The following is a 21,596-nucleotide window of genomic DNA, read 5'->3' on the forward strand; positions in this document are numbered from 1 at the left end:
GACGCGGTGGCCGCTGGATTTGTCAGGTGCATGGACAATGGCTTTTCCACCAGTTCCCGGAGCATGACCGGCGCAAGCAGCGTTTAGTTCCGCCGCAATCATCCCGATAATCGCAAAATACATCTCACGGCGGAACGCATTTTCCGTTTTTTGCAGTTTCGGGTAAGAAAAAGCGGGGCGGTATCTCTACCGCCCCGCCGTGGGTCGTTTGTCTTGACATGTATCTTTTTGCGCTGCGCCCGTTTAGTTCGCAGCAGGGGAGACAAACCGTTGGAGCATGGCCGCCGCCTCCGCTCTGGTAGCGTGGCCGGTGGGGTCGAGGACGCCGCCGCCCTTGCCGTTTATCAGGCCCGCGCCGCAGGCCCACTGGAGGGCGGGGATGGCCCACTCTCCGGCCTCGCCGATGTCGGTGTAGGATAGGATGTTGGTATTTTCGCCCACGCTCACGTCCATGCCCTTATACTGCGCGTAGCGCCAGAGGATTGCCGCCAGCTCCTGCCGGGTGATGGGGTCATTGGGGCCGAAATTGCCGTTTCCGTAGCCCTTGACGATCCCCTGCTCCGCCGCCCAGAGTACGGCGTCATAGCAGTAACTGCCCGCCGCAACGTCCGCAAAGGCCATCTCCGCCTTGCTTTCCGGCTCGTTCTCCAATCGGTGCAGGATGGTGACGATCATGCCGCGGCTGGTGTCCGCGCCGGGGCTGAATTTGTCGCCGGCCGTACCCACCATCAGGCCGTTTTCGTAGACGTACTTCACGCTGTTGTAGTACCACGCGCCGTCCGCCACGTCCGTAAACGGATTCCAATGGCCCTCGGGGCGGAAACTGGCGGCGATGGTGTGGTTTTTCGTCACCTGTTCAAAGGTGTAGGTTTCCACTGCGCCCACGCTCTTGCCGTCCACCAGCACGTCGGCGATCTCGTAGCCCTTGTTGGGGGTGATGGTGAAGGTCTTGCCGCCGTTCCGGCTGACCCGCACCGCGCCGCTGGGGTCGAGTTTGCCGCCCTCGCCCGCCGTGGCGGTCAGGGTGTAATAGGTGGTCGAGCCGCCTGTGGAGGGCGCGGCGGGGGTGACGTAGGCCACGGCGTAGGTGGAGAATTTGCTGGCGAAGATGTGGATGCGGTTTTTCGCCGTGTCGAGCCGATAGGTGCCGTCGTCCCCGCTGTCATCTTGGGTCAGGGCTTTCGCCTGCCCGTCATGGACGCGGTAGATGGTAACATTCTTCTTGCCCGCCAGGTCGTAGGGCACCACCACTTCCAGCACCTTATCGCCGGTGTCGTTGATGGCGGTCGGTTCGTTGGTGTCCACCTTCTTCAGCAGGGACAGGTCGAGGTACAGCCCCACGGTCTGGCCGTCGGCCGCGCCGTCGATCTTGTCCTTGTCCTCGCTGTTCGTCTCCGGCTGCACCACGAGGGTAACCACCACCGTGCCGCCGTCCAGCTGCGCCTCGGCCACGGCCTCCACGCCGCCGGCCACCACGGGCGGGGCGCCGTTCGTGACTTCCACCACGCTGCTCTTATTGTCGGCGGGCAGCGCGATATTCTGTTCCGTGGCGTCAGCGTCTACCAGTTCCACCAGAATGGTCTTGGTCTTGCCGTCCTTTGCGGCGGCCACGTTGTAAAGGCCCGCCGCGATGCCCGCGAAGCTGTATTCGCCGTGGCTGTCCGTGGTGACGGTGCGCAGGGTGTTCGCGCCCTGCCGGAGGGTCACGGTGGCGCTCGGAACAGGCTTGTTGCTGTCGCCCTTGTCCGTCACCGTGCCGGAGATGCCGTAGAGCTTCTCCGGCTGGGCGGTTTCGGCCGCCACGCGGAGGGTGGCGTTCTGGCCCAGCTTGTCACCGGCCAGCCCTGTGGTGATTGGATTGCCGTCCGCACCGAAATAGGCGTGGTTGGGGGCCAGCAGCTCCTCCGCCGTGCCATCTAATTTGTACACCGCGTAGGCGTTCTCCCCGTCGCCGGTGAAGGTGCCGCCGGAGAGCTGGATATTGCCATACTCGTATTGGAGGCCGTATTCGCCGCCGATGAACGTGCCGCCGGTGACGGTCAGTTGGCCGCCGTATACGCACAGGCCGGATGTGTCGCCGGTAAACGTGCCGCCCTTGACCGTACAGATTCCCGCTACTGACATGCCATACTCGCCTGCGAAGGTTCCGCTTTCGATGACGGCGGAGGCTTGTTCCGCAAGGAATAGTTCGAGGCCGTCGCCGTATGCGCCGCTGCCCGTGCCGCCGGTGCAGGTGAGGCCGGAGAGGTCGCCCTTGACAGTTCCGAACAGTTTCAATCCGGCGCCGTTTTCACTGCTCCCCGCGCCGCCTTGGAACACGCCGCCGGTGACGGAGGATTCTGCGGAATTATTCGTGCGACAACCGTTTCCGCCGCTGCCCGTGCCACTGCCGCCCACAAACCGGCCCGCCGTCACGGTCAGCTTGCCGGCCACATAGCTGCCGGTGCCGCATTGCGCGCTGCCGTTGCCGCCTTGCAGGGTGGCGTTGGGGTTGGTGACGGTGAGACTGCCCCGCGTGGAAACGCCGTCGCCGCCGTCATTCGTGTTGCTCGTGTTCGCGTCGCCGCCTTGGACGAGGATGGCCCCCGTGCCGGAGATGGTGACGGTGGTATTCGCCTCGCCTGTGACGCCAATTGCGCCCTCGCCCGTGCCGTCGTCCGCCGCCGCGCCGTTGCCGCCACGGAGGGTGAAGGGCTTGTTGCCGTTGAGGGTCAGGGAGCCGCTTTCCACTTTGATGGCGGGGGTCGGGAGGTTGTCAACGTCGCCGTCCCGGCCGATTATCGAGCCGCCGCCTGTGCCGCTGGCGTCGGTGACGGTGAGCTTGGCATCGCCGTTCACGATGACGGGCGGCTGGGTGGAGATTGCTCCCGCCGTCAGGGTGTTGCCCAGCAGGTCGAGGGTGTAGCCGGTGCCGCCTTCAAAGGTCAAGGCTTGGGTCAGCTCGATATTCTGATTGAGCTTTATGGTAAGCTCCCCGGGGTTGCCGCTGACATTCGCCTTGTTCCCCAGCATGGCTGCGGCCTGCGCTTTCGTGGTCTGGGCCGTGATGGTGCCGCCGATGGACGGGCGCAGCTTGATGGCGTTTGTGTCAAAATACGCGCCCACTCCCGCCGCGCCGTTGCCGACGAGCTTGATGCTCGCAAGGTCTGCCTCTATCGCTTCGGTGGCGATGGGGCTATCCGTCAAGCTGTAGCCCTCGGGCAGTTTCACGCAGACGCTGCCCGTCAAATCCTCGCCGATGATGAAGCTCGCCACGCCCTTTGTGACAACTTCCGTGCCGCCGTTGATGGCGACACCAAGGTTCATGTCGGGGTTGCCGATTTGGGCCGCGCCGCCCACGGTGAGGGAGGAACCCCCGCCCACGGTGGCAGTGGCGTTGCTCGTTTCGTCGGCGGAGGGGTTACCGCCGCCGTAGACATAGCCGGTGACCTTGCCGCCGGTGATTGAGACCTTCGCTGCGCCGGTCACGTTGGCGGTGGCGGTTACGGAACCGATGATGCTGGAGGCGTAGGCGTCGCCGCCGCCGTAGATGTAACTGACCTCGGCCAAGTCGCTGACGGTGATCTGGGCACCGGCCACATTGGCGGTGGCGTTTTGGACACTGCTGCCGGCGTTAGCGTAGCCGCCGCCGTAGAGCCAGCTCACCTTGCCGCCGGTGACGGTGACGCTGACTTCGCCGGTAACGCTGCCGTTGTAGCCGCCGCCATAGGGGCGGATCACCTTGCCGCCGGAGATGGAAATGCTTGTATTGCCGCCGACATCGGCCGAATCGCCGCCGCCGTAGAGCCAGCCTACCTCGCCGCCGGTGACGGTGACGCTTGTGTTGCCGGTAACTGTGCCGTCCTGAAGTTGGCCGCCGCCGTAGACCGTGCCCACATCGGCCGAGCCGCTTATGGTGACAGCGGTGCCGCTCACGGTCTCACCGTAGCCGCCGCCGTAGACCGCGCCGATGACCTCGCCGCCGGTGACGGAGACGGTGGGACTGCCGGTAACCACGGCATATTTGCCGCCGCCGTAGAGCATGTTCACCGTGCCGCCGGTGACGGTGACGGTGGGACTGCCGGTGACGGTTCCATTGGTGTTGTAGCCGCCGCCGTAAATGGATCTCACATTGCCGCCTGTCATGGTGATCTTGGGGTCGGCGGTGATGGCGGTATTGTTGCCGCCGTAGATGGAGTAGTTGGACAGGTCGTAGCCCTCGGCGGTGGGGGCAACGTCGCCGATTTTCAGGTATTCGGTATCGCCGATTTCGCCGTCGTTATTGATATCATAGAGAACATTGGTGCAATTTGCCCCGGTGCCCGCCACGATTTTGATTTCTCCGCCGTTGGCAAAGATGTTTTGGCGCGAGACATCCACCGTGGGTGCGGGGGCGGGGGCGGGAATGGCCCGCACCTTGATTGCGCCGCTTTCAAAAAAGGCTTCGTTGCCCGCCGCGCCTTCGCCGACCAGTTTGATTTTCGCGAGGTCGGCCTCCACCGCGCCGGTGGCGATGGTGGGGGTGTTCGCCACGTCGTAGCCGTAGGGCAGAACGACATAGACACTGTCCGCTGCGCCGGTTAAGTTCGGGCTGATGGCGAAGCTCGCCACGCCGCTGCCGCCGTTGATGATGATGCCGGAATCCTGAGGAACACCATCGCTGTCAAGGATGGATTGGCCGATCTTCACGCTGCCGCCCACGGTGATGCGCGCCGCGCCGCCGGTCTTGCCTCGAATGCTGCGGTCCACCGTTCCGCCGGTGACGGTGATGGCGACGCTGCCGCTTACCGTTCCGCTGCCGCCAGTGACGTCTAAACCCACATCGGCGGTCCCGCTCACGGTGACGGAGACATCGCCGGTCACCGTGGTGCTGCCACGGCTGTCGCCGCAAACGGAGCCCATTACCGTGCCGCCGGTGATGGTGACGCAGATGTTGCCGTTTACCGTGTCTCCGTTTCCGTCGCCGCCGCCGCAGACGTTGAACATCAGTGTGCCGCCGGTGACGGTGACCTTGGTGCCGCCGGTGGCGGCCCCGGACCCCGCGCCGCCGCCGCAGACGTCGCCGGTCACCTCGCCGTCGGCGACGGTCACCTCGGCCGTGCCGGTCACCTCGCTGTTGTTGCCGCCGCCGTAGAGGTAGTTCACCTTGCCGCCGGTCATGGTGATTTTGGTGTCACCGGTGAGGGTGGCCGTTCCGCCGCCGTAGACGGTGTAGCCCGACAGGTCGGAGTTGTCCGCCGGTGCGCCTTGGATGCCCAAGCCGGCGAGGGACTTGTCCGTGTCCACGTCGATCACGCCGTCTCTGTCCACATCCACGTAGACGGTGGTGCTTGTTTCGCTGCTGCCGTCAATAATCAGCGCCACGCCGTTGGCGTAGATATTATTGCCATCCACCGTGGGGGCGGGGGCGGCCCCCCGCACCTTGATGCTGTTATCTTCAAAATAGGCTTCCTTGCCCAGCGCGCCCGTGCCGGACAGCGTAATCTGGTCAAGGTCGCCCGCCACCGCGCCGGTGGCGATGGTGCCGGAGGTGTAACCCTCGGGCAGCCGCACCCAGACGCTGGCGTTTGACGACAAATCCGGGGCGATGGCAAAACTGTCCACGCCGTTTGTGACGTTTTCCGTGCCGCCGTTGATGCTCACGCCTATGCCACTGACGCTGCCGATTTCGGCAGCTCCGCCCACGGTGACGGCGGAACCCTCGCCCACTGTACCGTCGCGGAAGCCGCCGCCGTTGATGCACTCCACCCCGCCGCCGGTGACGGACACGGTGGCCGCATGGGTCACCGCCGCACCTAAGCCGCCGCCGTAGAGCATCATTACCGTGCCGCCGTCAACGGTGACGGACGCGCTGTCCACCGCCCCATCGCCACCGCCGCCGTAGAGCATGTTCACCGTGCCGCCGGTGACGGACACAGCGGCCGCGCCGGTTACCTCCCCGCTGCTGCCGCCGCCGTAGAGTTCTTCCACAGAGCCGCCGTCAACGGTGACGGATGCGCTGCCCACCGCCGCGCGGTTGCCGCCGCCGTAGAGACCGCTCACCGCGCCGCCCCGCATGGTGATTTTGGTGCCGCCGGTGAGGTCGGAGATGCCGCCGCCGTAGACGGTGTGAGACGATAGGTCGTTACCGACTTCGTTATCGACCATGGCGCCGTCCCCGTCGGGGTCGAAAATGGTGTCGCCGCTGTCAACCGCTCCGTCGTCATTATTGTCGATGTAAATGACGGTTTTGCTCGTGTCCGTGCTGCCCGCCGCCAAAACCAGCGGCACGCCGTTGGCGTAGATATTATAGCCATCCACCGTGGGGGTGGGAGTGCCGCCGCCCGTGGCCAGCGCCGCCGTGGGCAGCAGGCTCAAGAGCATACACAGGGACAAAAGCAGGGAAAGCCCCCGCCGCAGGCCCGTTCGTCTTTTCGGTTCGTTCATATTCCAGTCCTCCTTTTTATGGTTCAAACAGCCGTTTCGGCCTATATTTTTTTGGGTATAGGCAGATACCCGCCTCCAGCGCCACCTTCTTAATAGATGGTTTCGTTGGCAGAAAGAAGATTTGACGGCAAATGGGACATTTGCCGTCAAGAGGGGGTCACCCCCTCTTGAATTTCCCTGCCGGCGCTTTGTTTCCACCGGCGTTTGTCCTCATACATCCGGGCGTCGGCGTCGGCGATGAAGGCGTCGAGCGTGGGGTAGCCGTTCTCCCACCGGGCGCAGCCCGCGCTGATGGACAGGTTGTATGGGGCTGTGCCGCGCCCGGAAAAAAGCGACATCTCCCTTCGGATATGTTCAATGAGCGCGGGCACGTCGGAGGGGATTTCCCGCTCCGCCACTAGGATGAACTCGTCCCCGCCGTATCGAGCCAGAAAGTCCTCGCGCCCACAGATCCGGCGAAGCAGCTCCGCCGTCTGGCGCAGGGCGTGGTCGCCCACCTGATGGCCGAAGCTGTCGTTGATCTGCTTGAAGCCGTTGACATCCATCAGCACCACGTAGAGCCCCTGCCCGCCGTCCCGCCGCCGGGTCTTCCCCTCCAGATATGGCATGAGCTGCCAGCGGTTAAAAAGGCCGGTCAGCGCGTCGGTGGTGATCTCCGCGTTTTGCAGGTTGATGAAGATAATGAGCATGGAGATCACTGTGCTGGCCCACACCACGCTCACCTCCGGGGTGGCCATCTGGAGCGCCCCGCCGATCAGCGGCGGCACGGGGAACAGCAGCAGCGAGCGGTAGAAACGGCTGTCCGCGCCGCCGCCCTTCTTCGCCTGCCGCATGGAAAAGAGCACCTCGAAAACCGAGTAGAACACCGGCAGGTAGGAGAGCACCATGGACAGAGGAAACAGCGGCCCCCGCGTGTAGCTGTTGTCCGCCGAGAGGGAAAAGAGCACCGGGCGGAAGACGCTCGCAATGACGAGTATCAGGTGCGCCGCGAAGGGGAGACAATATAGGGGAAGCCGCCTATATAGGCACTCCCGCTCCACGCCCAGCTTCGTTTCGCAGTAGACGAGATAGACAAGGCCCATCACCGGGTTCATGGCGTAGTAACCGACGGTGGCGGCCATGCCCAACGCGGGCGCGCCGGGGAAAACCTGCCCGTCCAGCAGGCAGGTGGCGCTGTCCAGCAGCAGGGTGACAAGGTTCGAGAGCAGCAGCCACTTGAATATCCGCTGGTCCGTCAGGAAGCGGTTCCCCTGCCGCCGCCGCAGACCCCGCAGCATGACGCACAGCAGGATCATCGCGAACAGGTTCACTTGAATGTAAATCAAACGGTGAAACATAGGCGGCGCCTCCTTTCCTCCAGTTCTCCCGCCGCGTCAAATCTTAACGCTGGGGTACTCGCATACGCCCACTTCCAGCGCTTTTTTCCGGTCCAGATGAAAGTCGGCGTACCGGCAATTCCAGCACTCCCGGAACGCGGCCATCATCACCGTGGTGCGGGGCTGCCAGCGGGGGCAGACCTGCTCGGGCAAAATATTCTGCCCCACGGGCGGGGCGTCCAGTTCGGGGGGCTTGCCCCGTATCGTTGTCATAGTCTCAAGCATGACATTCCTCACTCCTCCTTTTCCTCTGGGGTTTCATGCTGCCCGGTTTGACTTGCGGCGACCTTTTCTCTATAATATTGACAAAAGCAAATTAACGTATCGCTCAACTACATTATAGGAATTTGAATTGCCATTTGGTAGACCTATGACGGAATTTGCGTCTCCCATCACGTTTTTTGCAGATTTCCGCCGTTGACAGACCCGAAAAGGAGGGAACGCCATGCTGCAAATCGCCATCTGCGACGATGAGGTAGCCGAATTGGAACACACCCGCAAGCTGACGGCGGCCTACTTCGCCCGCCACCCCGAGGTGGACGCCCATATCCGGCACTTTCAATCGTCCTACGACCTGATGGAGTGTATCAAGGACCGAGGGCGCTTCGACCTCTACCTGCTGGACTGTATCATGCCGGTGATGGACGGGATTGGGCTGGGTCGGTTTATCCGGGAGACGGACCCGAACGCCGTCCTCGTCTATCTCACCAGCTCGAAAGACTTTGCCGCCAGCTCCTACCGGGTCAAGGCGCTGGATTATCTCTTGAAGCCCGTGTCGGCGGGGGAGCTGGAGCCGGTGCTGGCGGAAGCGGTGCGCCGGATGAAGCGGGAAGCGGCCCAGGCCCTGCCCGTGCGGACGAGGGACGGCGTGGCGGCGGTGCCGCCCAGCACGCTCATGTACGTGGAAGCGATGAAGCGGGTCTACTCCTACCACATGGCGGACGGGCGGGTGGTGGAGAGCGTCATGCTGCGGGAGAACTTTGATACCGTCCTCGCGCCCCTGCTCTCGGACGGGCGGTTTTACCGGGCGGCGGCGTCCTTTCTCGTCAATCTGCTCTACACCGTCAAAATCTCGGCAGAGGGCTTTCTCATGCGGGACGGCCGCACGGTCCCCCTCTCCCGGGGCAGCTACGCGCAGGCGCAGGGGGTCTATGTGGATTTCCTGCTGAAGCATGGGCGCGGGTGATGCAAAAAAATACTGCTGCAATGGAAAGGAGACGGAACACATGAGCGAAACGCTGCAAGTCCTGCTGCGCACATTGGTCGCTTGCGTCTGCCCGGTGGGGCTGCTGTTCGTCATGTCGGGGTTCAAATGCAGGCAGAAAACTGTGTGGATGGTGTTTGCCGGGATCGTGCTCTTCAGCACGGCAGCCTGCTCCGCACTGTTTTTCACGGTGGGGCTGGAACGTATGCGCCAGGTGTACTTTTTGATCCTGCTGACCCCCAGCCTGTTATTTCTGCTGTTCGCCACGACGGACAGGCCCTCGCAGATTTTCTTTAACTCCTTCACAGCGGTGAACGTTTTTTACCTCACCTCCATCCTCTCCCATTTCGCCCTGGGCGCAAAGGATGAACCGATTTGGGCGGACGCCTTGATCCGGCTAGGGATTTTTGCCGTCATTCTCTTTCTGTTCGCCCGGTATCTGCGGGACGCTTATCAATTTATCGCGGCCAACATGAAGCGGGGGTGGCGGGTCATGGCCGTTCTGCCGTTCCTCTTTTTCGGGCTGGTCATGTTTTTGGGGCTGTACCCACACACGCGCACGGATAATCTGGTGGGAGTCGTGTTCCTCTATGGAATCCTCTGCGTGGTGTACTACGTCATTTACTGGGTATTTCACAACACCTATCATCTGCTGAAAACGATGGGCGAAAACGACACCCTGAAAAGCCAGGTGCTGGCGTTCCAGAATCAAGCGGAATTACTCAAAAGCTCGGAAAAGAAGCTGGGGACGCTGCGCCATGATATGCGGCACTACTTCTCCAATATCGCCGCCCTGCTCCAAAACGGGGAGACCGAGGAAGCATTGCACTTCTTGGGCAAGTTCGACGAGGTTGCGGCGGGGACGAAGCTGGCCCACTACTGCGAAAACGCCACGCTGAACATCATTCTTTCATTCTACATCGAAAAGGCGGAGCGGGCGGGGATCAAGGTGAACGCCAATCTGGATATTCCCGAAACGCTGCCGGTGGACACCATCGCCCTGTCCACGGTGTTTGCCAACGCCATTGAAAACGCCATCACAGCCTGCGGGAAAATTCCCGAGGGCCGGGAGCGGCGCATTGAGCTGACGTGCTTTAGTTCGCCCCACTTTGTTCTGGAAGTTGCCAACACCTGCGAAGGAAACGTGGTATTCGGGCCGGACGGCCTGCCCGTATCGGACCGACCGGGCCACGGGATCGGGACGCGGAGTATTGCCGCCTTCGCCCGCGAAAACGGGGCCGTGTGCGACTGTCAGGCCGGAGACGGCCTGTTCCGGCTGAGGATACTGATTCAGTAGTGAAAACGTCGGTCGGGTGTACAGCCCTAATCGGACTTAAGGGATGGGTCAGCTCGTGCAGGCGCTTGTGCTTTTTCGTCAGATAGAGGACGCTGGTCAGCGGTGGGATGGCTTCGTTTGTTTCCATCAGGCGATCTACCAGCCGGGTCTTGTCGTAAGCGTCCGGCTCATGCTCCCAGAGGTGGCGGGAGAAATAGATCGCCCCGCGCCTGAAAAGTCAAGCGCGGGGCGATTGAAAATGTGTCTCACGACGGGATTTATTTTGAGCCGCTTGGGTAGGCGGACAGGCCGTAGCCGTAAATCTCGTGGTAGCCCACGGGATAGCTGTTCTGGCGCACCTGATCGCCGTGGTTTCCCTCAATGGTGTAGACGCACTCATTGGCGCACCAGGAGACAAAGCAGGCGCACCATTCCTCCCGTTAAGAAAAGCCGTATTCGGCGGCCATATCCTCCGCTGTCTTGGGCGTAATGGTGATATGCAGGATACGCTCTGCCCAGCCGGGGGCATCCTCCCCATCGCCGGGGTGGTGGATAGTCTCGGCGGAGGACGTGATGACGGTGGAGGGGGCGACGGCCCCCTCCGCCTTTTCCTCATCGGAAAAGAAGATACCGAACGGCGGCGACACCACGGAAGCCACCACAGAATGACCACGCACAGGGCCACCATCAGCACGGTCCCGCCCGCGAACGCGGTTTTGCGGTGACTACCAATAAATTTGTGGTTTTTGGTCTTGGTCTTTATCAGTAGCTATCTAAAGGGCGCCTGCCTTTTTGCCGTTTACCGGGCTTCCTCGATGTGTCCGGACTGGATCTGGTAGACCACCATCCCGGTAATGCCGGTGCTTGGGTTCCTGCTGTAATCGTACGGCTGCACAATCCCATCGATTCGGCCGCAGCGCAGAAGCGTGCCCAGCGGCGGGTCGCCCTCCCGCTGCGCACGGAGCATCTGCTCCAGAATCAGCGCCTGATCGGCGCCGTAGTAGCTTTCTGCAAACAGCGGTTCTTCCCCAAAATAGGCGGTGTATTCCCGGATAAACTGCTGCTGCCGCCGCGTGAGCACCTCCGCATTGTGGCGCGGGTCGGTATACTGCGCGGCAAAGCGCAGGCCGGTGGCCTGACCCGCGTTGATGCCGAGCGATTCATAGCCCGCCAGAAAGGACGGCCCCAGAATCGCGCCCGTGTAGCCCGCGTGCCGCAGGCCGGAGATCATGCGCGGCACTTCGGCCGTATCGCCCCAGACCAGCACGCCGTCCGCCTGCTGGGCGACGATGCTGTCAAGCGCCGCCGTGATGCCGCCGTCCTGATCGGTATAGGCGTACAAGTTGCTTTCCAGATGCGTGCACAGCCATCCCAGCAGTTCGCCCCAGGCTGCCGTACCATCTGGCAGCAGGATCGCGAGCGACTCCATGCCCGTCTCCCCGGCATAGGACAGCAGCGCCGCCACCTCGTCGTCCCGCCCGGCCGTTGTCCGAATAGCCTGCGCGGGCGTGCCCGTGGTCAGCACCGGTATTTCCCGCCCGTCCGCAAGCAGCGCCGCCTGACCGACGTTGGTCAGCACGCCGCAATACTGCTCCTGCGCGAGCCGGGCGGCAGTCTTCCGCAGAGAGGGCAGCGAACCGTCTGTTTCAAACAGGCGCATCTCCAGCCCGTCCGCCTGCGACAGCATGAGTTCCGCTCCGTTTGCAAACGCCGCCGCGCGCAGCGGATCGCCGCCCGGCGCGACCACGACCGCAACCCGCTGCACCGGCCCGGCGCAGGTTTTCGCCGCAAGCAGGATCAGTATAGTCGCCGCCAGCAGGCAGGCAGCGGCGCGCAGACGGCCCGCGCGCCCGGCCGTCACGGGTTTTCCGCGCCGCCGCTGTGCGCCGCGCGGTACTCAGATGGGGACATGCCGATATGCCGCTTAAAGATCGTGCTGAAATAGGTCGGATTTTCATAGCCGCATTGGTAGCTGACCTCATAGGAGCGGTGGTCTCCCGCGCCGAGCAGCCGTTTCGCGTGATCGAGCCGCACCCCGGTCAGGTAGCTGATAAAGGACTGCCCCTCGTTTTGCTTAAAAAGCGCGCTGAAATAGTTGGGCGACATGCCGACCGCGCCGGCAACCTCGTCGAGCGTCAAGCCGGACTCGGAGAAATGCCCCTCGATGTACAGCTTGGCGCGCTCGACCACCGTCTTGCTCGCGTCGTGGCTGTCGTCCAGAAAATCGCAGATCTCCGCGATGAACTCGTAAAGCTGGTTCATCATGCCGCTGAGTGTCTGGCACGCGAGAATGCGCTTGTACGCGCCGGTCGAATCCTCCATGATCTCCTGAAGCGGGCAGTGGATATCGGCCAGCAGCTTCATGATCTCGCCGTAGACAAAGCTGACCATCATGCGGGTATATAAAAACGAGTTGTGCCGCGTTTTCCGGATATCCTGCTCGATGGCGTCAAATTCCCGGCGGATAGCCTCTTTGTCAAAGGTCGCTATCGTGCGCACCACGCGGCCCACGTCGAACGTATCGGGCAGCCCCGCCGCCTCCTGTTTGTCGGCCTCAGGCTCGACATCCTGATTGACTCCTACGAGAAACGCGCGCTCCAATGTCTGCATTGCCATGTCATAAGCTTCGGGACAGCGGTCGATGGACGGGAACACGGCGGAAACCGCGGTCGTATAATCATGCCCGGTGATCGACATGCGCAGCCTGCGGATATAGGAGCGCGCGGCAAAGGCGACGTCCGCCTCCGCTTTGCCGTAAAACAGCAGCAGGTACCGCCCGTTGCTCTCCTCAATGACCTGCATCCCGCTTTCGTCGGCCTGCTCGAGCATGACCGCCTCCAGTTCCTGCGTCAACCGGAATATTTCTTCTTCCGGCATGCCGCCGGTGAGATGGTCGAACCGGTCGAGCTGCAACAGCCCGCACAGGCAGAACGCGCTTTCCGCAAGCGTCTGCGGCAGTTCCTCCAAAAACCGCCGGCTGCTGATGCGGCGGCGCACATAGCGCAGGATCTTGCCGTGCAGCGCGAGCTGGCTATCCTCCTGGATGCGGCGGCGCAGCTCCTCGACCTCGTTTTCCCGGTGAAACTGGGCGTCCAGCTCGTCCTTAATGCCGCGCAGCGTGCGGCACATCGCGGGAACGTCGACCGGCTTCATCACATAATCGGATACGCCGAGCTTGACTGCGGTCTGCGCGTATTCAAACTCGCTGTAGCCCGACAGGATGACGACGCGCGTTTGCAGCCCGCTGCCGCGTATCCTGCGGATCAGCTCGATGCCGTCCAGATACGGCATGCGGATATCGGTGAGCACGATTTCGGGACGGCACCGCTCGATGAGCGTCCACGCCTCGGCGCCGTTTGCCGCCTGTCCGGCGAGCGAAAGGCCAAGCGTATCCCACGGGATAGCCTTGCACAGTCCCACACGGATGATCTGTTCATCGTCTGCTACCACTACCTGATACATCGGTCATTCCTCCAAAAAACGGTTGATGCGGATGGTGATCGACGTGCCGATCCCCTCTTCGCTTTGTATACGGAAGCTGAACCTGCCGCGCGTCAGCGCCCGGATGCGGTCGTAAACGTTGAGCATGCCGAAGCTCTCAGCGCGCTTGCCGCCCGTCCGCTCGAGCGCGTTTTGCAGCGCGCGGAGCTTGTCCGGCGGCATGCCCACGCCGTTGTCCAGAATTTCAAACAGCACGCCGTCCTCCACGCCCAGCACGTTGACGAACAGCATGCATTTGTGCTGGCAGGTTTTAATGCCGTGGTACAGCGCGTTTTCGACCAGCGGCTGCAAAATCAGCTTGGGCACCGCGCACGACTCGACCGCCGGATCGACATACAGCATATAATCGAACTGCTGGGCATAGCGCATCTTCTGGATGGTCAGGTAGCTGCGCACGTGCCGCGCCTCCTCGGCGACCGTGATGATATCGCGCCCACGGCTGAGACCGGTGCGGAAAAAGGTGGTCAGCGCCTGCACCATTTCAACGACAGACTGGTTTTTGCCGTCGCGCGACAGCCATGCGATCGAGTCGAGCGTGTTATATAGGAAATGCGGGTTGATCTGCGCCTGCATCGCCTTAAATTCCGCCATGCGGAGCTGTTCCTGCTCCTCCTTGACCGCTTCCATCAGGCTGCCGATGCGCTCGGACATGCTCTGCATGTTTTTGGATAGCTCGCCGATCTCGTCATCCCGCACGGCTTCGAGCGGCTCGCCGAAGCGGCCGTCCCGCACCGAGCGGACATAGGCGATCATCTCGCGGATGGGGCGCAGCTCATAATCGCGAAGCCGCCCCGAAACCGCGATGTTGCACAGCAGCGCAAACCCCGCAATGAGCAAAATGCTCATCAGGATCAGCTTGCCGTTCTGCCGCAGAAAGCTTTTGGGCACCACGCCCGCGATCACCCAGTTGCTGCCCGGCATGCGCTGGAACAGCAGGATGTCCCGCTTGTTGTCCACCACGCGCAGGTCGGTGCCGATCGCCGTGCGGCCGGATACTTCAAGCGTCGAGCGCACGGCCTCGCTTTCCCCATCGACCACCGCGCTCATCAGCTCGTTCTGCGCGTTGAGGAGCAGCACGCTGCCCTCGCGCCCGATGTTGACGTCGAGCATCGAGCGCAGCGTGTCCTGCCGCACTTCGACCAGCACCGCGCCGTTCGGCCGCCCGGTCGCGGCGTCATTGAGCGCCGCGGCGACTGCCAGCACGCCTCCATCCCGGTTGTCGAGCACGAGCGAACCGTGCTCCGAGACGAACCACTCGTCATACGTGCGGTTTTTGATGCGCTCGTAGTCCTCATCCGACAATAGCGGCTCGTTCCGCAGGGGATAATAGCGTGATTTTGCCCGCACGCCGCTGTCCGTGCGCACATAAATCGCCTCGATGTCGGTGCGGAACTCATTGATCGCGCGAAGGCGGTCCTCGATCGTCTGCACCGCCTGTTCGGAGGAAAAAGCGGCGTTTTGCTGCGTTGCCTGCTCGATAAACTTGTCGTTATCCACCAGGCGCGAGATATAGACCATATCGGTCAGTAGGCTGTCCATATCGCCGGACACTTTTTCGACGATCTGCGTGCTCGATTGCAGCGCCATATCGCTGATATGCGCCACTGAGATCGCGTAAACGGAAAAACCTACCAGAGTCAGCGGCACGGCCATCAGCAGCGTGAAGTATAAAAACAGACGGTTGCCCAGCGAATGCAAAAACATACCCTTGATCTTTTCCTTCATACTTCCACCTGCCCGCATCCTGTTTGGGTTTTATTATCGCATGATGTGTGATCTTCCGTCAATGTCAATAAGCGGAAGCCCTGCAGACTGGCACGTCGGCAGGGCTTCCGCTCCGTAGAGAGAAGAGAAAAAAATTTATTTGACCGCCTTGAGGAACATGCGCTGATAGGTCAGCACGCCCGAGGCGCTCGCGAAACGCGAAAGGTAGCTGGGCGGCGCGGTGACGACCACGCGGTGGATCATATCCTCAAACTCGGGTTCCATCAGCATTTTGTCGATGTGGGGATAGATCAGCTCGCCGCCCATTGAGCAGATGATCAGGCGGCTCGTCGGCAGGTTGGAATTTCGCAGCACGCGCAGCGCGTGGCGGGTGGCATCCAGGCCGTCCGCGCCCTCTTCGTTCAGCGCGTTGCGGTAGGTGAGCGTCCAGCGTGCCTTGTCCACCACCTTGCCAAGCGGCCCCGCCGCCTCGGCGGGCGACAGCATATCCTCGGCTGTCATCAGCTCACGCATCTTTTCTGCAAGCGCGATATCGCCCGTGGCTTCGTAATCGGCCATCAAGCCGCGCAGGGCGTAGGTGACGTTGAAGCGCTGCTTGATAAAGGTATTGATGAAATAGGGCTTGGCCTGCAAAGCGAGCGCGATCTGGTGCGGCTCGAACATCAGGGTGAAGTTGGTGCGATAGCCTTTCTGCCACAGATGGTACGCCAGATTGTGCCCATAGAAATTGGTTTCTACCGTGCCGTCCTCAAAGCCCTTCTGGAAGCTGCCGCCGACCAGCGCGGGCGCGTCCTCCTTGGCGAGCGGCCCGGTGTGCGGCACTTTGACAACCAGGCGGTACGGCGTCAAAATCTCCTCAAAGCGGGCGATCTCCTCGAGGATCTCGCTTTCGGAGGCAAACGGGTTATCAACCTCGACGCTGATATCCACGCCCGGCCCGAGGATCTTACAAAGCTCCTCCATGACCTCGTATCGATCCTTAAACTTATTTCCCACATTGGCCTTGGGGTTATTGATGAAGCTGTCGTAAATGATTGCGGGGTTGCAGGTCAGGTTGGCGATAAAGTCCTTGATGGGCGCAACCTCGTAGGGGTTCGCGCTGTCCGCCGAATACAGCACCCGCGTCGGGCGTTTCACGCCGTTTTCGCCATAAGAAATATCGCGCGTGAGATCGACCTGCGCCGAGCCGTCCGCGCCGTAGCGGAACTCCGGCCGGAAACCCGCGGGCAGTACGCCCTCCGGCACCTTGAACGTGTCGATAACCTTGGAAAACTCATCCGTCACGCCGAGCGCGGACACGCTCCCGGTCAGCAGCGAAACGTCCCCCGCCGGCACCTCGAGCTGGCGGATGCGCTTCCACGCGTCCTCGCCGAGTCCGCTTTGCATCTGCAGCTTGCCCGCTGCGTGCAGCGCGTCCAATGTCACTTTCATGTCTTTCACAGAAATCATACTGTTCTCTCCTTTTGCCGGTTTCTCCGTGTTTCTATACTTTGATGATACCGGATGTCCCGCGCTGTCTCAATTCAAATTGTTTTCACTTTTTCACGAATCCGTTTCACATTTTAACGTTTCTGATCGCGGATGGTCGACAGGATGACCGCCACGACGATGATCGCGCCTTTAAGCATGAGCTGCGGGTAGTTGGGCACGTTCATCAGGTCGAGGATGTTGTTGATAATGCCCAAAATGAACACGCCGATGACCACGCCGGACACATTGCCCGAGCCGCCCGAAAAGCTCACGCCGCCGATGACCACCGAGGCGATCGCATCCATGTCGAGCCCCTCGCCGCTGTTCGGCGCGCCCACGCCGAGGCGGGCGGTCAGCAGGATGCCGCCGAGCGCGCAGCAGAACGCCGAGAACGCGTAAGGGAACACCTTCCATTTGGCGACGTTGATGCCGCTGAGCTTTACCGCCTCTTCATTGCCGCCGAGCGAATATAGGATGCGGCCGACCACGGTAAAGCGCATCAGCAGAAACGTTACGGCGATCATCAGCAGCCAGACAAGGCAGATGACCGGCACCGGGCCGAGCGTTCCCGAGCCCAACCAGAACATGAAGTCCGCGCCCGGCGTCGCTTTCCACGAGATCGGCACGGCCTGCGTGTACCAGTAGGCCACGCCGCGCGCGAAGCTCATCATGCCGAGTGTGACGATAAAGGGCGCGATGCGCAGACGCGCCACGATCAGGCCGTTAAAGCAGCCGATCAGCGTGCAGATCAGCATGGTCGCCAAAATGGCGATGCCAACCGGCAGATTCTGCATGAAGCCCGCCACCAGCACGCCTGACACCGCGACGACCGAGCCAACGCCCAGATCGATGCCGCCTGTCAGGATGACGACGAACATACCCATGGCGACGACCATGTTGAGCGCGACCTGCACCACTAGGTTGGACGCGTTCGGTTTGGACAGGAACACCGGCGAAATGCAGGACGCGATCACGATCATCAGCAGCAAAACGACGAGCGGGATGGCCTGTTCCTTAAAATATCTCTTGACGCCCTGAAAAGCCGTATTCTTCTTTGGCGCCGCCTGCACTGTTTTTTCACTCATGCCGTTTCACTCCTATACATCAGACTGAGGATATGCTCGCTGTCCTCCAAATGGTCCTTGACCTCGCCGACGATGCGGCCGCCGCGCATGACGAGCAGGCGGCTGCAAATGCCCTGCACCTCTTCAATTTCGGACGAAATGACCAGAATGGACATGCCCGCCTTACGCAGGTTTTCGAGCAGCGCATAGATCTCGGATTTTGCGCCCACATCGATGCCCTGCGTCGGCTCATCAAATATCAAAATTTCCGGATGCGCGGCGATCGCCTTGGCAACCACCACCTTTTGCTGGTTGCCGCCCGACAGCGTATTCACCGGGCTTTCGATCGTGTCCGCCTTGATGCGCAGCTCTTCGCGGAGCGTCTCGATATAGTCCCGCTCCTGCTGCCCGCGGATAATGCCGCCCCTCGCCATGCGGCCGAAATTTGACAGTGTCACGTTTTCGCGGATTGAACGGATGAGCACAAGCGCTTCGCCCTTGCGGTCCTCAGGCGCAAGAAACATGCCGTGCCGGACCGCGTCGACCGGCGAGCGCATTTTGACCGGCTTGCCGCCGACCTCGATCACACCGCTTTTCAGCTTATCGAGCCCATACAGCGCGCGCACCATCTCAGTGCGGCCGCTGCCAACCAGCCCGGCCACGCCCAAGATCTCGCCCTTGTGCAGCTGGAAGGAGATATCGGAGACCTTGTCGGTCGTCACGCCCTTGGCTTCGAGCACAACCTCGTCGGAGCGCTCAAGCGTCTTTTCGGGGAACATCGCGTCCACCCGCCGCCCCAGCATATGTACGATCAGGTCGGCCTTGGTCAGATGCACGTTGTCCAGAACGGTGATCATCGCGCCGTCACGCATGACCGCGATGCGGTCGCACAAACGGAACAGCTCCTCCAGCCGGTGCGAAATATAAATCATCGTGGTGCCCTTTTTCTTCAGTACCTCGATCAGGTGGAACAGGATGGTGACCTCCTGGTCGCTCAGCACGGCGGTCGGCTCGTCCAGAATGAGCAGCTTGGGCTCGCGCTGCAGCACCTTGGCAACCGCGACCAACTGCCGGTTGGCGACGTTGAGCGTCCCCACCTTGGCGCGCGCGTCGATCGGGATGCCGTATTCGGAGAGCAGCGCCTCCGTGCGGGCGAAAAGCTGTCCCCATTTGACTACGCCGTTCATGAGCTTCTCACCCAGATAAATGTTTTCGGCCACGGTCAGATCGGGCACCAGCTCAGCCTGCTGGTACACCTGCGCGATGCCCAGCCTTTTGGCCGTGATCGTGTCGCGGTAGTCCTCCTTCCGGCCCTCGAACCAGACCTCGCCGCTGTCCTTCGCGTAAGCGCCGGTCAGTATTTTCATCAGCGTGGATTTGCCCGCGCCGTTTTCACCGGCCAGCGCGATCATTTCACCCTCGCGGATGGACAGCGACACCTCTTTGAGCGCGTGCACCGCGCCAAACCGTTTGTCAATGTTTTTCAGTTCCAATATCGGCTTCATAGGCGTTTATCCTTTCTGTTTTCTCCCCGGATGCCGGGAGCACCCTGCCGGGAAACCCGGCAAGGTGCTCCAAAACAGGTGTTTCACGGGATCAGAAACCTTCAAATCCTTCACAGTTTTCCGGGGTGAGCAGCTCGGGCTGCATAGCCATCAGTTTGGAAGCAGGTACCTGCGAGGGGTCGTTGAGCAGGTTGACGATGGTGCGCGCAGCGACCTCGCCGACTACGATCGGGCTGTTGACGCCGAGCGCCTTGATCGAGCCGCCGGCCTGCATGATCTCGACCGCGGCCTTGGAGCCGTCAACCGCGCCCATGATGACGCTGTCATCACGGCCCTGCCGCTTGGCGGCGGCGTAAGCGCCGACAACATGCGCGTCACAGGTGCCGATAATGCATTTCAGGTTCGGGTTTGCGACCAGCATGTTTTCCGCGGTCTCCATGCCGGACTGTTCGGAATAATCGCCCGCATATAGGAAGGATACTTCCTTGAGGCGACCCTCGGTGTCGACCGCGGCGATCGCGTCGCGCGCGCCCTTGTTGCGGTTGGAGGCAATATAGTTGCCCTCGGTGCCGCCGATGATGCCGAACTCTACTTCGCCCTCATTGTTCGCGAGCATCTGCTTGGCCAGCTCCTCGCCAACCAGATAGCCGAGCTGGTACGCGTCGGTGATGCAGGCGGACAGGTACTGCGCGCCCTCATCAGGCGGCAGGTCGACCGAGATGACCGGGATGCCCGCGTCGAACGCCTTGTTCAGCGCGATGTTGACGGCTTCTTGCGGGTCGGCCGGGTTAACGATGATCGCGTCCACGCCCTGCGCAATAAAGTTTTCAATCTGGGAGACCTGCTTGGTCGCGTCGCTCTCGCAGTCGGCCAGCAGCGCCTTGCCGCCCATGGCTTCGACCTCCGCCTTGCAGGTGTCGGCCAGTGATTTAAAGAAGCCGGTGTTCACATTCAGCATCGCAAGGCCGATGGTGTATTCCTTATTCGCCTTGGGCTGGGGCAGCGCGTTGATATCGATGTAGGTCTGGTCGGTCGGGATGCTTTTATAGATCGCGCCGAGGTCCATGTCTGTGGACGCACCCGCGTCCGGCTGTTGGGCGTCGCCGCCCTGTGGCTGCTGCTGTCCGCTGTCGCCGCAGCCCGCGAGCATCGCGGTCATCAAAGCGCCCGCCGTCAATGCGGCAAAGAACCGTTTCATGCTGTTTTTCATAATGCTATCCTCCACTCTTTCCATTTCTGCGTTTTTCTCATACGATGATCGCCGTCGGGCGGATCGGGGAGCCGGAACCGTTTTTGATCTTGAGCGGCAGCGCGGCGAAATAGCACCGCGTCGGCAGCTGATCGAGGTTATGCAGCATCTCCATAATGAAGATCTCGTTCGGCAGCCAGTAGTTCTGGTGCCCAAAGGACTTCATCTCGTAGCCGTCCTGCACCGGCGTGTCGCAGGCGATGGTGTCCGAACCCACTGCTCTCACCTTGCGGTCGGCAAAGAGTTTTACCGCGTCTTCATCAAACCCGGGTTCGTTCGTCGCATAGTATTTCCACTCTTTGTCGAGTTTCCAATACTGCTGCCAGCCAAAGTTCAAAAGGACGATATCGCCCTCTGCCGCGCGGTCTCCCATCTGTTCCTCGATCTGCAAAATCTGCGCCGCCGTGATGCGCTGGCCGGGCTTCGCGTCCAGCGTCCGGAGGTCGTAAACAATAGCCGGCGCGAACAGCATGTTCACCGGATACGTGTCGACCGTGCGGTCCATCATGGAAGAAATGATGTGCGCCGGCACATCGACGTGCGCGCCCGAGTGCTCGCCAAGCACCAGGGTCTGGCAATAATAATGGTCGTGCTCGTGCGTGACCGTTGGGTCGACGATCACCGGCGGATGCGTCGGCCACTTGGGCATATTGTGCTCGATCGTCGGGGACAGGTCGATAAACCGCGCCTCCGCGAGCAGCCGGGTGAGCTGCCCCAAGCGTTCCTCCATAAAAAATCCTCCTTTGCGGGTAATACGCTTCTCTTGAAGTGTCTCCATTGTACCAACCGCGCAGGAGGATGCAAATTAAATTTTCTATCGC

14 protein-coding genes are annotated in these 21,596 nt (G+C 61.6%); 2 read left to right on the forward strand and 12 right to left on the reverse strand.

Features of this window, described 5'->3' with window-relative positions:
* Positions 1-243: 243 nt before the first annotated feature.
* The 3 genes from SO058_RS10820 to SO058_RS10830 all read right to left on the reverse strand — a co-directional run bounded on the left by SO058_RS10820 (position 244) and on the right by SO058_RS10830 (position 8,006).
* Positions 244-6,405, reverse strand: a complete 6,162-nt coding sequence (locus SO058_RS10820) for an S-layer homology domain-containing protein (protein ID WP_320843010.1) — start codon at positions 6,403-6,405, stop codon at positions 244-246.
* 146 nt (positions 6,406-6,551) lie between these two features.
* On the reverse strand, positions 6,552-7,742 hold the full coding sequence (locus tag SO058_RS10825; protein ID WP_320843011.1) for a GGDEF domain-containing protein: 1,191 nt from the start codon (positions 7,740-7,742) through the stop codon (positions 6,552-6,554).
* Between the two features lie 36 nt (positions 7,743-7,778).
* A complete protein-coding gene (locus SO058_RS10830; protein WP_320843012.1) occupies positions 7,779-8,006 on the reverse strand; it encodes a hypothetical protein in 228 nt (75 codons plus the stop codon).
* Between the two features lie 220 nt (positions 8,007-8,226).
* Here SO058_RS10830 and SO058_RS10835 point away from each other — a divergent pair, with 220 nt between their 5' ends.
* Together SO058_RS10835 and SO058_RS10840 are read left to right on the forward strand one after the other, a co-directional pair.
* Positions 8,227-8,967 carry a LytR/AlgR family response regulator transcription factor gene (locus SO058_RS10835; RefSeq protein ID WP_320843013.1) on the forward strand — a complete coding sequence of 247 codons (741 nt, stop codon included), beginning with the start codon at positions 8,227-8,229 and terminating at the stop codon, positions 8,965-8,967.
* A 40-nt stretch (positions 8,968-9,007) separates the two neighbouring features.
* Complete coding sequence (locus SO058_RS10840) at positions 9,008-10,282, forward strand: ATP-binding protein (RefSeq protein WP_320843014.1); 1,275 nt, start codon at positions 9,008-9,010, stop codon at positions 10,280-10,282.
* 419 nt (positions 10,283-10,701) lie between these two features.
* Here SO058_RS10840 and SO058_RS10850 read toward each other — a convergent pair whose 3' ends face one another.
* From SO058_RS10850 to SO058_RS10890, 9 genes are all read right to left on the reverse strand, one after another.
* Entirely contained in the window at positions 10,702-10,938 is a 237-nt protein-coding gene (locus SO058_RS10850) for a hypothetical protein (protein ID WP_320843065.1), read from the reverse strand.
* Between the two features lie 122 nt (positions 10,939-11,060).
* Positions 11,061-12,122: an ABC transporter substrate-binding protein gene (locus SO058_RS10855; RefSeq protein ID WP_320843015.1), complete on the reverse strand. Its 1,062-nt coding sequence runs from the start codon at positions 12,120-12,122 to the stop codon at positions 11,061-11,063.
* Positions 12,119-13,723: a response regulator transcription factor gene (locus tag SO058_RS10860; protein WP_320843016.1), complete on the reverse strand. Its 1,605-nt coding sequence runs from the start codon at positions 13,721-13,723 to the stop codon at positions 12,119-12,121. Before SO058_RS10860 ends, SO058_RS10855 begins: the two co-directional genes overlap by 4 nt.
* 3 nt (positions 13,724-13,726) lie before the next feature.
* Positions 13,727-15,487 carry a sensor histidine kinase gene (locus SO058_RS10865; RefSeq protein WP_320843017.1) on the reverse strand — a complete coding sequence of 587 codons (1,761 nt, stop codon included), beginning with the start codon at positions 15,485-15,487 and terminating at the stop codon, positions 13,727-13,729.
* Between the two features lie 135 nt (positions 15,488-15,622).
* The gene (locus SO058_RS10870) at positions 15,623-16,936 is read right to left on the reverse strand and encodes a transaldolase family protein (RefSeq protein ID WP_320843018.1); all 1,314 of its coding nucleotides are present in this window, start codon (positions 16,934-16,936) and stop codon (positions 15,623-15,625) included.
* 113 nt (positions 16,937-17,049) lie between these two features.
* Entirely contained in the window at positions 17,050-18,042 is a 993-nt protein-coding gene (locus tag SO058_RS10875; RefSeq protein ID WP_320843019.1) for an ABC transporter permease, read from the reverse strand.
* The gene (locus tag SO058_RS10880) at positions 18,039-19,526 is read right to left on the reverse strand and encodes a sugar ABC transporter ATP-binding protein (RefSeq protein ID WP_320843020.1); all 1,488 of its coding nucleotides are present in this window, start codon (positions 19,524-19,526) and stop codon (positions 18,039-18,041) included. The genes SO058_RS10875 and SO058_RS10880 overlap by 4 nt, the downstream gene beginning before the upstream one ends.
* A 91-nt stretch (positions 19,527-19,617) precedes the next feature.
* On the reverse strand, positions 19,618-20,736 hold the full coding sequence (locus SO058_RS10885; protein WP_320843021.1) for a sugar ABC transporter substrate-binding protein: 1,119 nt from the start codon (positions 20,734-20,736) through the stop codon (positions 19,618-19,620).
* 37 nt (positions 20,737-20,773) lie between these two features.
* Positions 20,774-21,505, reverse strand: a complete 732-nt coding sequence (locus SO058_RS10890) for a cyclase family protein (protein WP_320843022.1) — start codon at positions 21,503-21,505, stop codon at positions 20,774-20,776.
* Positions 21,506-21,596 lie beyond the last annotated feature (91 nt).

This window comes from Agathobaculum sp. (assembly GCF_034098985.1).
Taxonomy (GTDB): Bacteria; Bacillota; Clostridia; order Oscillospirales; family Butyricicoccaceae; genus Agathobaculum.

What these genes read in the sequence shown, in the direction of transcription:
- SO058_RS10865 (WP_320843017.1), bottom strand. Translation starts at nt 15,487, where the DNA reads ATGAAGGAAAAGATCAAGGGTATGTTTTTGCATTCGCTGGGCAACCGT.
- SO058_RS10875 (WP_320843019.1), bottom strand. Translation starts at nt 18,042, where the DNA reads ATGAGTGAAAAAACAGTGCAGGCGGCGCCAAAGAAGAATACGGCTTTT.
- SO058_RS10825 (WP_320843011.1), bottom strand. Translation starts at nt 7,742, where the DNA reads ATGTTTCACCGTTTGATTTACATTCAAGTGAACCTGTTCGCGATGATC.
- SO058_RS10835 (WP_320843013.1), top strand. Translation starts at nt 8,227, where the DNA reads ATGCTGCAAATCGCCATCTGCGACGATGAGGTAGCCGAATTGGAACAC.
- SO058_RS10880 (WP_320843020.1), bottom strand. Translation starts at nt 19,526, where the DNA reads ATGAAGCCGATATTGGAACTGAAAAACATTGACAAACGGTTTGGCGCG.
- SO058_RS10890 (WP_320843022.1), bottom strand. Translation starts at nt 21,505, where the DNA reads ATGGAGGAACGCTTGGGGCAGCTCACCCGGCTGCTCGCGGAGGCGCGG.
- SO058_RS10860 (WP_320843016.1), bottom strand. Translation starts at nt 13,723, where the DNA reads ATGTATCAGGTAGTGGTAGCAGACGATGAACAGATCATCCGTGTGGGA.
- SO058_RS10820 (WP_320843010.1), bottom strand. Translation starts at nt 6,405, where the DNA reads ATGAACGAACCGAAAAGACGAACGGGCCTGCGGCGGGGGCTTTCCCTG.
- SO058_RS10885 (WP_320843021.1), bottom strand. Translation starts at nt 20,736, where the DNA reads ATGAAAAACAGCATGAAACGGTTCTTTGCCGCATTGACGGCGGGCGCT.
- SO058_RS10840 (WP_320843014.1), top strand. Translation starts at nt 9,008, where the DNA reads ATGAGCGAAACGCTGCAAGTCCTGCTGCGCACATTGGTCGCTTGCGTC.
- SO058_RS10870 (WP_320843018.1), bottom strand. Translation starts at nt 16,936, where the DNA reads ATGATTTCTGTGAAAGACATGAAAGTGACATTGGACGCGCTGCACGCA.
- SO058_RS10830 (WP_320843012.1), bottom strand. Translation starts at nt 8,006, where the DNA reads ATGCTTGAGACTATGACAACGATACGGGGCAAGCCCCCCGAACTGGAC.